General features: G+C 62.3%; 12 protein-coding genes. 6 read left to right on the forward strand and 6 right to left on the reverse strand.

Annotated features, from left to right (window positions below; translation table 11 throughout):
* The first annotated feature begins 48 nt into the window (after positions 1-48).
* The gene (locus tag EGH24_RS06145) at positions 49-423 is read left to right on the forward strand and encodes a response regulator (protein ID WP_142979272.1); all 375 of its coding nucleotides are present in this window, start codon (positions 49-51) and stop codon (positions 421-423) included.
* Positions 424-432: 9 nt separating this feature from the next.
* Here EGH24_RS06145 and EGH24_RS06150 read toward each other — a convergent pair whose 3' ends face one another.
* The 3 genes from EGH24_RS06150 to EGH24_RS06160 are packed head-to-tail and all read right to left on the reverse strand — an operon-like array spanning position 433 to position 3,570.
* Complete coding sequence (locus EGH24_RS06150) at positions 433-1,482, reverse strand: NAD(P)/FAD-dependent oxidoreductase (RefSeq protein ID WP_142979273.1); 1,050 nt, start codon at positions 1,480-1,482, stop codon at positions 433-435.
* A gap of 50 nt (positions 1,483-1,532) precedes the next feature.
* Entirely contained in the window at positions 1,533-2,237 is a 705-nt protein-coding gene (locus tag EGH24_RS06155; RefSeq protein ID WP_142979274.1) for a DUF1405 domain-containing protein, read from the reverse strand.
* 43 nt (positions 2,238-2,280) lie between these two features.
* The gene (locus EGH24_RS06160) at positions 2,281-3,570 is read right to left on the reverse strand and encodes a glycosyltransferase (RefSeq protein WP_142979275.1); all 1,290 of its coding nucleotides are present in this window, start codon (positions 3,568-3,570) and stop codon (positions 2,281-2,283) included.
* A gap of 234 nt (positions 3,571-3,804) precedes the next feature.
* Between EGH24_RS06160 and EGH24_RS06165 the strand changes: the two genes are divergently transcribed.
* On the forward strand, positions 3,805-4,779 hold the full coding sequence (locus tag EGH24_RS06165) for an alpha/beta hydrolase (RefSeq protein WP_142979276.1): 975 nt from the start codon (positions 3,805-3,807) through the stop codon (positions 4,777-4,779).
* A gap of 72 nt (positions 4,780-4,851) precedes the next feature.
* Complete coding sequence (hmgA, locus tag EGH24_RS06170; protein ID WP_142979277.1) at positions 4,852-6,078, forward strand: hydroxymethylglutaryl-CoA reductase (NADPH); 1,227 nt, start codon at positions 4,852-4,854, stop codon at positions 6,076-6,078.
* A 21-nt stretch (positions 6,079-6,099) separates the two neighbouring features.
* On the opposite strand, the gene EGH24_RS06175 is transcribed toward hmgA, so the two are convergent.
* The 3 genes from EGH24_RS06175 to glpK all read right to left on the reverse strand — a co-directional run bounded on the left by EGH24_RS06175 (position 6,100) and on the right by glpK (position 8,573).
* Positions 6,100-6,630 (reverse strand): DUF5817 domain-containing protein, encoded by a 531-nt coding sequence (locus EGH24_RS06175; RefSeq protein ID WP_142979278.1) that lies wholly within the window; start codon positions 6,628-6,630, stop codon positions 6,100-6,102.
* A 65-nt stretch (positions 6,631-6,695) separates the two neighbouring features.
* Positions 6,696-6,971: a ubiquitin-like small modifier protein 1 gene (locus EGH24_RS06180; RefSeq protein WP_142979279.1), complete on the reverse strand. Its 276-nt coding sequence runs from the start codon at positions 6,969-6,971 to the stop codon at positions 6,696-6,698.
* Between the two features lie 69 nt (positions 6,972-7,040).
* Positions 7,041-8,573: a glycerol kinase GlpK gene (glpK, locus tag EGH24_RS06185; RefSeq protein ID WP_142979280.1), complete on the reverse strand. Its 1,533-nt coding sequence runs from the start codon at positions 8,571-8,573 to the stop codon at positions 7,041-7,043.
* A 450-nt stretch (positions 8,574-9,023) separates the two neighbouring features.
* On the opposite strand from glpK, the gene EGH24_RS06190 reads away from it, so the two are divergent.
* From EGH24_RS06190 to EGH24_RS06200, 3 genes are all read left to right on the forward strand, one after another.
* Entirely contained in the window at positions 9,024-10,157 is a 1,134-nt protein-coding gene (locus EGH24_RS06190; protein ID WP_142979281.1) for a DUF5305 family protein, read from the forward strand.
* A 92-nt stretch (positions 10,158-10,249) separates the two neighbouring features.
* Positions 10,250-12,547, forward strand: coding sequence for a S26 family signal peptidase (locus EGH24_RS06195; RefSeq protein ID WP_142979282.1), 2,298 nt, complete (start codon positions 10,250-10,252; stop codon positions 12,545-12,547).
* Between the two features lie 58 nt (positions 12,548-12,605).
* The gene (locus tag EGH24_RS06200) at positions 12,606-13,181 is read left to right on the forward strand and encodes a DUF7344 domain-containing protein (protein ID WP_142979283.1); all 576 of its coding nucleotides are present in this window, start codon (positions 12,606-12,608) and stop codon (positions 13,179-13,181) included.
* Positions 13,182-13,194: the final 13 nt, after the last annotated feature.

The raw sequence follows: 13,194 nt of genomic DNA on the forward strand, positions 1-13,194 counted from the left end.
TCACCAGTGAGGAGAAACGATTTTATATTGCCCCATTGATGAGTTGCCATGACCCAGCGGGCGATCGTCGTCGACGACTCGTCGTTTCAGCGGAACATCGTCACCAACACGATAGAGAACTGGTTCGACGTGATCGGGACTGCGGCAAACGGTCGGGAGGCCGTCGAGGTATTCAGGGAGAAGCGGCCGGAGGTGGTCACAATGGATATCATGATGCCGGAGATGAACGGCATCGAAGCGCTCGCGCAGATCAAGGAAATCTCGCCGGAGACGACTGTCGTGATGGTCACAAGCGTTTCTCAAAACGAGAAAATGCGCGAGGCAGCACGAGCCGGAGCCGACGGCTACGTGACGAAACCGGTCGAAACCGAACAGCTCCGCGAGGAGTTCGACGATGTCCTCGATTTCCCGGTCACGCGCTGACGACGCCTCCTATAGTTCGCCCGCAATTCGTTCTCCGAGAGCCACACCGTTCCAGAGCGCTTCGTGTGCCCGACCTTCGCCGACGACCCAGTCGCCAGCGACGTACAGCCCGTACGATTCCAGCGGCGCGACGGCCTCGCTGTCGACAGCGGCATCCGGTAGCGCGTATCGCCAGCCCTGATCATCAACCCAATCGGGGTCGCGTAGGCGGTCCTCATCAAGCAGTTGAGCGGCCATATCGGCTACGTCGTCAACGATCTCATCGAGTGGACTGTCGTAGGTTGCTGTCGACCAGTCGGGAGCCATCTGGACGACGAGCAGTTCCTCGCCGTCGGGGATGTGACCGGGCTTGCAGGATTCACGCGCCAGCCAGCCGATGTCGTGCTCGCGGTCGTCGTTGACCAAGGCGTAGTAGGGTCGGTCGATCTCAAACGGATAGTGGAGCATGACAGCCCGAATCGTTCGGTAGGGAACCCGATCGACAGCGTCGATCGCTGCCGAGAGATCGTTGTCGGCACCGTGGATTTCGGTAGCGCGGAGCAGGTCGGCCGTCTGCGGAGCCGGCGGCGTCATCACGACGGCGTCGAACGGGCCGTGCGTCGAGCCGTCTGTATCAGTGACTGTCCAGCCCGTTGAGCTGTGGCGGAGTGCGTCAACGAGTGTGTCCTTCCGAATCTCAGCATCGGTCCGCCCGAACAGCCGTTTTGCGAGTTGGGTGATCCCCTCTGCCCACGTCCATTTGTGGGCTTCTGGTCGTTCGCTCTCGGAGATAGTGCCGTCGGAATCGAACGGCCACACCGGGGCGTCGATATCGGCGAACCCCTCGGTGCCGAGTGACTGCAGCAACTCGCGGGTTCGCTCGTCGCTGTCCTTGATGTAGTTCGCGCCGTGATCGTACCGACAGCCGTTGCGCCGTCGGGTAGCAGCCCGTCCGCCGACGCCACGGCTCTTTTCGAGCACCGTCACCGAGACGGACTCCTCGCGGAGCGCGTCGGCGACCCCGGCCGCGGCGAGGCCGGCACCGACGATACACAGGCGAACCTCGTCGTCTGTGGACATACACAGGGATAGCGAGCCAACGGCTAAAACCTCTCGTCGCTGGCTCCCGATCAGCTTTCGACGCTACGGGCTTCGAGTTTCCGAACCCGCGTTGCCAACGCCCAAAACAGCGGCAGAACCGTCAGAACGACCGCTGCCCACGCCGCCAGCTGAAACGCCGTCGCCTCCAGTGCGATCGGCGTCTCGCGGGCCAGCGGGATCGTCGTGTGGTGTGGCTCGCCGAGAATCGGAATGAAGTAGTCGACCGTCAGATCGATCGTGTACCACAGCACCGCGAGGCCGACTGCCCGAACCGGGAAGTCGGTGATCCGATGGAGGACGAACGCTTGGACGACCATGGCGAGATGGCTTACGAGGAGAAATCCATACAGCGGCAGCGACGTGAACGCGAGGAACTCCTCAGCGAAGACAACGAGTACCCACGGCGTCCAGAGTCCGAGTTTGATGTTGCCGAAAAACGCCAGCGCGGTCAGCGTGTCGTGTTGCCGCCCCAATGCCCACAGCGCGAACGCGCCGGCGATGAACAGCGTCGCCATCGGGCTGTCGGGGACGAACAGCCACATTTCAGTCGGTGTTGCGGCGAACTGCGCCCGATAGTACCAAAAGCCGAAGGCCGTACCTGCGAGGTTGATAGCAACCACGAGCCAGACGAGTCGCAACCCGAGGTTCTCCAGCGCGGTCGGCACCGGCGACAGCCACCACGGCAGGTCGTCACGAGCGGGCAGGGACTGTCGATCACGCAGCAGCCGGGACATATCTGAGGTGGGCCGGCGAGTTCAATAAGTGGCGTGGATGCGGTCAGGCACCCGTCTTCTCGACGTGGTACCACGTGCCGTCCCAGCTGAAGGCGTACTCAAGGATCGACTTCAGCATCAACACGCCGAAAACCGGGTAGACCAGCGGCGCGACGAGCGCGATCGTGACGACCGAGTCGATGTCGCCAGCCCTGGCGTCGGCCCACCCGACACCGGCAGCGATGAGTGCAGTGGCGAAGATCGGCAGTAGGTAGTACAGCGTGGCGTTCAACAGCACCAACACGAACAGCTTCGAGAGCAACACCAGCAAGAAGACGCTCCCGCCGATGCTCGTGATCATCCGCGATATCGAGATCCAGCGGCGGTGTCGAACGCCATCGGTAAGCTGGCCCGTGAGCGTCGCGTGCAGCACTTCGACCTGTCCGATCCGCCATCGTTTGCGCTGGCCCCAGAAGTCAGCAAGCGTGTGCGGAGCCTCCATCAGGCTAGTGTAGTTTCGGGCCTGTCGAACCGAGAGGTCATGGCGGTAGCACTTGTGTGCGAAGGCGAGATCCTCGGTCAGGAGATCGTCGTAGCCGCCGACCGTCTCGTAGGCTTCCCGGGTGAAGACCGTCGATGAGCTTCGGCAGTTGCGAAACCCGGTGAGTTCGACCAGTTTGTAGCTGGCGTGGAACGTGACGCGCTCGCAGTAGGCCAGCGTCTCGACGAGTCCGTTCGGTTCGGGGATGCGGCGACCCTGAAACACGTCGTGGCCCTCGATGTGGAGCGCGCCCATGCCGCTGGCGAGGAACGCCTCGTCAACGACTTCGTCGGCGTCGAAGACAGCGAAGGAGTCGCTTGCGGATCGCTCGACAACCGTTTGGATCGCGCCGGCTTTCGAGCCCGGATACTCATTGCGCATCACCGACACCATATCGTCAGCCATGGACTCGGCGGTCGCAATCGTCGCTTCGTCGTCGGGTTCGCAGGCGATGACGATCTCGAGGTTCTCGTAGCTCGACTGTCGCAGGCTCTCGACGCTCCGGTGAAGGACGTTACCGTCGCGGTACACCGGAATGATGGCCGTCAGTTTTGGGCCATCGGTGATCTCAGTTACGTTGGTCGCGGGCGTCGAAACCTCGTGAATCAGCAGTAGTCCGGTGAATAGAAGGAAGCCAGTGAAGACGAGGCTGGCCGAGACGGCATCGAGCCAGACGACTTCGAGGGAGAGCCAGAGCAACTCGACGGTGAGCACCTGCTGTTGGATCCCCTGATAGAGGCCGACGAGGACCAACAGGAGGGCGGTTCCGGCCCACCCGAGGGTTTCGAACGCACGCTGGAGTCGTGCTTTCATAGCGGGGGTACTATTGGACTAGGTCGTCGCTAATCAGCATAAAAGCCCCGAAACGCCGTTCAGCGTCAGACACGGCGAAATTCGGTGACTAACCGGCCCTCAGTTGGCAGTTCACGGTCGTGTACAAACGACCGTTTAGATTAGTACTCGATCCTTGATTCGGGTCAACGGTTTAGTTCCCAGCCGACAGATGCGATGTATGAGCAACGAAGCGATCCCGCGATCGGAGTCCCCATGAGCGATTCAGCGCGCCCCCATGGCCGTCGTCGCCCGAACGCACGGGCCCAGCAGTCGCTTCGGCGACCAACGCCGGAGGCGTATTCGACCCGCAGAGTCGAGTTCGACAGCGACGGTGAGACTTGTGTCGGGACGCTGTACCTGCCTGCCGCCTTCGACACCCCGCCGGTCGTCGTGATGGCTCCGGGGCTCGGCATGTGGCGATCCTTCGTCCTCCCCGCTGTCGCCGAGCGGTTTGCGGCCGCCGGCTTCGCCGCCTTCGTTTTCGACTTCCGGCACCACGGCGACAGCGAGGGCGAGCCTCGGCAACTCGCCGACCCACAGAAACAGGTCGGCGACTACGAGGCCGCAATCGAAGCGATGATTGACACCGACGCTGTCGATAGCAACCGCCTCGTCCTCTGGGGGTACTCCTTTTCGGGCGGTCACGTTCTCTCAGTCGCTGCCGACGACTTCCGCATCGCCGGCGTGATCGCAACGGCACCCTTCGTTGACGGCCGGCAGGAACTCCGCCGCTCGCTGCGACAGCCCACGCGGTTCCTCAAATCGACGTTCGCGGGGCTGCGGGACGCCGTCGGCTCGAAGATCGGCCGGGGCCACGAGGTACGACTCGTTGACGACCCCGGCGAGTTCGCGGTGCTCACCGCGCCCGGCGCGAGACGGGCGATCCTTGATGCGGTCGATCGTGACTCGGAGTGGGTCAATCGGCTGCCGGCCCGTATCTTCCTCGCGCTGCCGGGGTATCGACCGATCACGACCGCCGCGGAAATCCGTTGTCCCGCGCTCGTCATCGGCGGCCGTAACGATCAAATCGTCCCCGCCGAGGGACCGGAGGCTGCCGCTGACCGGATTCCGGAGTCGACATATATCGAACTCCCGGCCGATCATATGAGCGTCTTCGATGCGGACTTCGAGACGGTCGTCGGCCACCAACTCACCTTTCTCCGGTCGACAGTGGATCATCGACAGTGATCGTGCGCTGATCGCCGACCGTTGACAGCGACAACCGACAACCCTTAGCAACCGCCGCCCGCAGGCCTCCCTATGACCGCAGACGCCGACCGCGTGGCCGAGCTCGTCGAGCGCGTCGACGCCGGCGACCTCCGCCTCCACGAACTGGCCGACCACACCGATTCCGATACCGCCGCCGCCGTCCGCCGGCAGGTCGTCGAAACCGCTGCCGACGCCGACTGCAAGGCGATCGGCGACTACGGTTTCCCGGCGGAGGTCGCCGAACCAAACATCGAGAACATGATCGGTACCGTACAGGTACCGCTCGGCGTTGTCGGACCCGTGAATATCAACGGGGCCGCTCTCGACGACGAACGCTACCTTCCGCTGGCGACGACCGAAGGCGCGCTGTTGGCCTCCGTCAACCGCGGCTGCTCGGTCATCAACAAGGCCGGTGGCGCGACCGCCCGCGTGACGAAAGCTGGGATGACGCGCGCGCCGGTGTTCAGCGTCACCGATGTGGTTGAGGCCCTAGCACTCGTCGAGTGGGTCCGGGACAACGAAACCGCCCTGCGAGAGGCCGCCGAAGAGACGACGAACCACGGCGAGCTNCNGGACGNGACGCCNTACGTCGTCGGCAACAACGTCTATCTCCGCTTCCGCTACGACACGAAAGACGCGATGGGGATGAATATGGTCACCATCGCCACCAAGGCCGCCTGCGAGGTCGTCGAAAGCGAGACGGCCGCCTCGCTGGTCGCGCTCTCTGGGAACCTCTGTACTGACAAGAAGCCAGCGGCGATCAACGCGGTTGAGGGTCGCGGCCGCTCGGTGACAGCCGATGTCGTCGTCCCAAGCGAGATCGTCGTTGAGACGCTCGATACCACGCCCGAAGCCATCGCCGAGATCAACACCCGAAAGAATCTGCTCGGCTCGGCGAAAGCGGGCGCGCTCGGATTCAACGCCCACGTTGCCAACCCGGTGGCGGCGATGTTCCTTGCGACCGGACAGGACGAGGCACAGGTCGTCGAGGGCGCGAACGCCATTACCACCGCCGAGGAGACCGACGACGGCGATCTCTACATGTCGGTGTCGCTGGCGAGTCTCGAAGTCGGCACCGTCGGCGGCGGGACGAAGCTCCCGACTCAATCCGAGGCTCTCGACATTCTCGGCGTCGGCGGCGGTGGCGACCCCGCCGGCAGCAACGCCGACGCGCTGGCGGAAGCAATCGCGGTCGCGTCACTCGCCGGCGAACTCTCGCTGCTCGCCGCGCTCGGATCGCGGCACTTGTCGAGTGCGCACGAATCGCTGGGGCGTTGATGCTGGCAGGACAGTAGTCGTCTACAACAACCGATACCGACCGCGACTCTCGGAGGCCTCGCCAACCCGGCAGAGCTTTTCAAGGAGTGTGCTCGTCTTCTCGGTCGGCACGCCGCGCGCCGCGGCGTAGTCGATGATCTCGTCTTCGGTCGGTCGGTCGTCCCCACCGGCCTCGCGGACGGCTTCGCGGACGATCTCGTCGTGAGACCCCGCTGTCTCGCGTGTCGTCTCGCCCGCTGCAGCGACGCTATCAGCGTCGATCCCGGATGCTTCCAAGTACTCACGGTCGTCGATGCCGGCGTCCTCGGCCTGCCCTTCGAGTTCGGAGACGTGGGCGACATCGGCGAAGGTCTCGGAATCGCCCTGCTTCTTCGCCAACAACGCCGATCGGGCTTCTCTGGCAGCATCGCGGTCGTCGGACTCGAAGAGTCGTTTCAGCTTTCTCGTTTGGTGAGTCCGCTCACAGCGTGGGCACTGAGCGGAGTCCGCGCTGTCGGGATCGGTAAGGAGCCACAGCATGCTGCAGTTGTTGCAGCCGACGACCGCGTACATGGGCGGTGTTGGACGCTACTGGTGTTTAGTGTCTCGGTCGCTGGCGACGAGCCAGCGAGACCAGATCACCCGCCGCTGACTGGTGGAAACAGCGCGAGTTCGTCGTCGTCGCTGACGGGTGTGGCGAGTCCGGTATCGCTGACGTTCTCGCCGTTCCGCAGCAGATTGAGATGGGATTCGAGGTCGCCGTCGGCCGTGAACACTCGGTCCTCTAGTTCGGGATAGTCGGCCAGCAGCGCGTCGAGGGCGTCGGCGGCCGTCGGTTCGCTGTCACCGACTGCGACTTCGATCTCGTCGTCCCCGGCGCGTTCGGCGAGATCAGCAAACAGCTTCCAGCGCATACGCGACGCTCGGCACGCTGTCGGCATGAGGGTTTCGCACGGCAAAAAATAACGGAGCTCGGGACGGGCTTAGTCGTCGTCGCGGGCCCAGTCTTCGGCTCGTTCGACGGCGTCTTTCCAGCGGTCGTAGTTGACTTCGATGTCGGCGTCCTCGTCGATCGGGAAGCGTCGATCGACTTGCCAGTTGTCGCGGAGTTCGTCAACCGTGTCCCAGTAGCCGACGGCGAGGCCGGCGGCGTAGGCGGAACCGAGCGCGGTCGTCTCGTCGACGACCGGGCGGACGATTTCCGTACCGATGATGTTGGCCTGGAGCTGACAGAGGAAGTTGTTCTTGACTGCACCACCGTCGACGCGGAGGCTCGAGAGGTCGATGTCTGCGTCTTCGACCATTGCCTCGGCGACGTCTTTGGTCTGGTAGGCGATGGATTCGAGCGTTGCGCGAACGATGTGTTCGCGTCGCGTACCACGCGTCATGCCGACGATCGTCCCGCGAGCGCGCTGGTCCCAGTGGGGTGCACCGAGGCCAGTGAAGGCGGGCACGACGTAGACGCCGTCAGTCGAGTCGATGCTGCGGGCGAGTTCTTCGGACTCGGCAGCGTCCTCGATGAGCGTCATATCTTCGAGCCACTCGATTGCTGCGCCAGTAATGAAGATGGCACCTTCGAGAGCGTACTGGACGTCGCCACCGGATTTCTGGAAGCCGATCGTCGTGAGCAGGCCGTGCTCGGACGGAACGGCTTCGTTACCGGTGTTCATGAGCANGAACGANCCNGTCCCGTAGGTGTTCTTCGCNTCNCCNGCGTCGAAGCANGTCTGNCCGAACAGNGCNGCCTGCTGGTCACCGAGCNCGCCCGCNACAGGCACTTCGGCGCCGAGGAAGCCGTCCGGATCCGTGCTACCGTAGGTGTCGTCGTCCGAGGACGGACGCACTTCCGGCACCATCGATTTCGGCACGTTGAACAGATCAAGGAGTTCGTCGTCCCATTCGAGATCCTTGATGTTGTAGAGCATCGTTCGGGAGGCGTTGGACACGTCGGTGATGTGGTTACCGGTGAGGTTGTAGATGACCCACGTGTCGATGGTGCCCATCAGGAGTTCGCCTTCTTCAGCGCGGTCCCGGACGTCCTGCGGTCGGGATCGCTGAAGTTTGATCGGATCCGCGTTGTCGAGGATCCACTCGGTTTTGGTCGCCGAGAAGTAGGCGTCACATTCGAGACCCGTTTTGTCGCGGATCTCCTCGACCTTGCCCATGTCCTGAATTTCTTCGACGCGGTCCGTCGTCCGACGGTCCTGCCAGACGAGGGCGTTGTGTACTGGTTTGCCGGTCTCTTTGTCCCACACGATGGTGGTTTCGCGCTGGTTGGTAACACCGAGCGCTTCGAGCTGTTCTGGGTCAATACCCTCTTTGTCGAGGGCCTCGTTGATGACGAGTTTCGTGTTCTCCCAGATTTCCATGGGGTCGTGTTCGACCCAACCCGGCTCCGGATAGATCTGTTCGTGTTTCTCATAGGCTTGCGATACGACGCCACCATCATGGTCGAAGACCATGAAGCGAGTTCCTGTGGTCCCTTGATCGATTGAACCAACGTATGTGTCTGTCATAGTATCACCTGTGTTGACGGAGCGATAGCGACGCAGCCGGGTCCGAGATTCGTCGCCGGATCGCCGGTCGCTGCGTCATCACTCATGGCAACGCAAGAGGGGTACAATAAACATGAACATTTTACATATTTCATGTTTATTTTGAGAGAGGAGAATCTGAAAAACTCAAAATATACTCGGAGAAATGCACTGACCAACACTTCAGTGGCCGACATCCGGAGTTAAAAGGGCTAATTGGAACGAAGCTGCAGAACATTCGGGGCGATTAGGGCCACACTAACACGGGGAATACCCGTTTTCACCGCACTTATGACAATCGCGTCGGATCAATATAACATGGACTGCTTCCAGCGATCTACCACTCCGCCGTCCAGCCGTCAGCCGGTGGTACTCGATCGCTGGGATCAACGATGCCGCCGCGGCGTAGGGACCGGCCACAGGGGTGAGTAGATGGCTGAGATCGACCGCTCACTCACGTTTCGATCGTTTCTCAACGACTGGTTCGTCGTCATCCTGATCGCCCTCGCTATCGCCGCCCTGCTGTCGGGGTGGTGGGCCTATCAGGTCAATCTCGTCCCGGATATCGAGGAGGAACAGCGGCTCTCCGAGCAGTGGTCGGAGTCGACCAGTTTCCGACACAGCGCGTACGTCGAACAGGAGTCGATCCCGTTCCCGGCCGGTGAAACCGTGGCGAATCGGCCGATCTACTACACCAACATCTCCGATGAGTTGGATGGGACGTATCGCTACCAGTACAGTGCCGACAGTGGCACTGTCGACGTTGAAACCGAGACGTTCCTCTTGATCCGCGGCGGCGAGTTGGAGGACGGCAACCTCACCGAGACGTTTTGGGAGGTCTCCGAACCGCTGGCCAGCGGCAGCGACACCATCGAGCCGGGAGAAGCCCATACTGTCCAGTTCACGGTCGATATCCGGTCGGTGCTGACCACGATTGCGACCGTCGAGCAACAGCTCGATTCGAGCGACGGGATCGTCGATGTCCGCGTCGTTTCGCTGTCGGACGTGTCGGGCACCGCCGAGGGTGAGACCCTCGATGAGACGTACCGCAGCGAGCTGATCATGGTCGTCTCGCCGTCGACGTACCGCGTCGCCGAAACCAACACGGTCGACGAGGTCCACCGCTCCTTCGAGACCGTCGAAGTACTGGCCGAGCCCTCGCCGATCGTCGCCTACGGCTCGATCGTGCTGTTCGGCGTCGTCGTCATGCTCCTCATGTCAGTTGTCGGCCTCCGGTACACTGGCTACACCGAGTTGACCGACGAGGAGGAGGAACTCCTCGAAATCACGAGCGCGCGCCAACGCTTCTCCGAGTGGATCACGACCGGCGAGTTCCCCTCCGAGCGGGAGTACGAACAGACCGTCCTCGTCGACGACCTCGAAGGGCTCGTCGACGTGGCGATCGACACCAACAAACGCGTCATCGAGGACACCCAACTCGGCGTGTTCACCGTCCTTGACGACGCCTACATCTACATCTACATCCGGCCGGACTCGGCGGCCCGCGACTGGCTGGTGAACTACGCCGACACCACCATCGACGAGTTCGACGAGTATGATTTCTAACTGCCGCCTGCCCGCTATCAGGGCACCAAACGCTATGTGGCTCCGTCGCCTTTCGTTCGGACAGGTAGATCCCCTCGTCCGAGCATAGCACAATGAAACCGTCCGATCTCTTCCAGTACGTCGTCGCCGGCGTCATTATCAGCCTGATCCTCCTGCTGCTCGTCACGCAGCTACTGGGCCAGCCGGCGGTCGTCTTCGTCGAGACGGGCAGCATGGCTCCGACGCTGGAGCCAAACGACGGCTATCTCGCGGTGCCAGCCATCGTCGCCGGCGAACCCGAGGTCGGCGACGTGATCCTCTTCGATGCGCAGAATCTCGGCGGGGGTGGGTTGACGACGCACCGCGTCGAGGCGATCACCGACCAGGGCTATATCACGAAGGGAGACGCCAACCCGTTTACCGATCAGTCCAGCGACGAACCGCCGGTTTCGGACGGACAGATCCGCGCGGTCGCCCTCCAGGTCGGCGGCGACATGGTCGTCATTCCGGGGTTGGGTGCGTCGGTCGGCGCGGTCAGATCGGTCGGCACGCTGTTTCAGGAGACGGTCCTCCAACCGATCGGGATCGATACCGAGGTGACGACGCTGTCGACGTGGGCGATGATCGCCGGGCTGATCCTGTTCGTGTACGGAACCGTCACGAGTTCGCGGGACCGTCACGAGCGAAGCCGCGCGCGGGGCAGCGTCTTCCAGAACGCGGTCGTCGTGATCGCGGTGCTCACGCTCGTCGTCATCATCCCGGTGAACATGACGATGTTGCTGCCGTCCGGCGTCTATCAGTACGAAATCCTGAGTTCGGAGTCACCGAGCGACAATGAGCAGATTATCGAAGTCGGCGGCACGAGCGACGTGACGTACGCGATGCGGAACAGCGGGTACCTGCCGATGTTGGTGTTTTTGGAGCCGGCCAGCGACGGCGTGACGATCAATCAACCCCAAACATACCTCCCGAGACGCTCCACCGTAGAGACATCTATCACGATGCAGGCGCCCGACCAGACGGGGAGTTACCTGCGGTTCGTCCGCGAGTACCGCTATTTGGTCGTGTTGCCGCCGTCGCTGATCGCCTCGCTACACGCAGTACATCCCGTCCTCGCTATCGCGGCGATCAACCTCGTTGTCGGCGGTCTCGTCGTTGCAGTCTTCATCGGGACCGTTGGCACCGACCGCTTGCGGTTCCGTTCGCGCAACCGCGAGTTGGATCTCGGCGACGAGATCCGTCGGATGTTGCCGGCGGTGCTGCTGCCGAACACGCGATCCGGGCCGAAACCATCCGACGGCAAGCGTGGGTCGACCGGGCGATCGGCTCGCTCGCGGTCGAAAAGAGAGAAAGCGTCGCCGCCCGCGCGAACCGACAACCCCGGCCGATCAACCGACGGACCCCAGCCGACCGGCTCGCCGACCGGTGGCAACGTTTCAGGGGCCGATCTTCTGAGCGAGGCGGACCGCGCCGACGTGCGCGAACAGCTACAGAAGCCGCCAGCAGCCGCCGGCATCGACGCCGACTCATGGACGCCGCAGGTGCTCCAGCGGTATATCGTTGCCACCTATGATACCGAGTATCCGCTAAATCGGTGTGTCAAACTGCTTGGAAGCATCCGCGACGAGCGGACCGCTGTGAGCGAAACCGAGACAGCCTCAGCCGCGAATAAACCGGGAGCGGCAGGCGAGCTCGATGAGGACGAACTGCTCTCGGAGACGGAACTCGCCGAAATGAACCAGACGCTCAAAGTCGAGCCGTCGAAACTCGGTCTTGAGGCCGACTCGTGGACAGCCGAGACGGTCCAAGCGTACATCGTCGATACATACGATGTGGAATACCCGATAGATCAGTGTCAGCAACTCCTCGAAGGAATCGACGGACAAAGCGTCGATAGCGACGAAACGACCGGAGACAACGAAGGCGACGATAGCGGATTCGTGTGGGGTAGTGTCGATGACGACGAGTTCACTACCAGTGATGCGGATTCGTCCGCGGACGAAACCGAGCAGGCGGCGACCGATAGTGATCCACTTGACGTCGACACCGACCCAGCGGAATCTGAGAGCACCGCCGCGACGACGAATACTGATACATCACAAGAAAGCAGTGACTCGTGGGACGACGAAACGGTGACCGACGACACCGACTGGGACGACGAGACGGCGACTGATGATTCCGACTGGGGTGGGAATGCGTTCACCGAGCCGGACCTGCTTTCGGATGCGGAGTTCATGGAACTCCATCAAACACTCCAGTCATCGCCCGAGGCGGCCGGCCGTGAGGCCGATTCGTGGACCGCCGAGGCGGTCAAAGCGTACATCACCGAGGCCTACGGTGTGGAGTACCCGATGGATCGCTGTCGACAGCTTGCAGCGGAGGCCGGTGGGACCAAGGGCGATTCCGCATGAATCCCGCAATATTAAACCGCAATCCCGAGTTGCTTCGAACAGCCAACGGCTTGCAACCATGAGTTCCAGTATTTCACCGGGATCACAGGAGAGCAAAAATACGCTGTTCAGCGTGTTGAGCAGCCATCGCCGCCGGTACGTGCTGTACGCCTGCAACCAAGCCGACGGCGAGACGACGCTGTCCGACGTGGCCGAACAGGTCGCCGCATGGGAGTACGACAAACCCATCGCGGAAGTCACCTCCGCGGAGCGGAAACGCGTCTACACCTCGATTCAACAGCACCATCTCTCGAAGCTGACTGACGCCGGCCTGATCGCGGTCAACGGCGATCGGCTATCGACGACGGCGAAGGCGCGCAACCTCGATATCTATCTCGAAATCGTCCCCGAGGAGACGATTCCGTGGCCGGAGTACTACCTCGGGTTGACAGTCATCGGCGGGATCATTTTCAGCTTCACGTATCTCGGCTTGCTGCCGGACGTTGTCACGATGGAACTCGTTGCGGTCCTGTTCCTCGTGGTCTATCTCGGGTCGTCGATCATCCACCTCTATCAGTCCAAGCGGTTCAACTTCGGTAACGTTGACGACACGCTCGACGATATCGAGGCCGACAGCGAGACGAGCAGCGACTGAGATCAGAAACGCG

Origin of the sequence: Halonotius terrestris (assembly GCF_006861665.1) — an archaeon.
Classification (GTDB): Archaea; Halobacteriota; Halobacteria; order Halobacteriales; family Haloferacaceae; genus Halonotius; species Halonotius terrestris.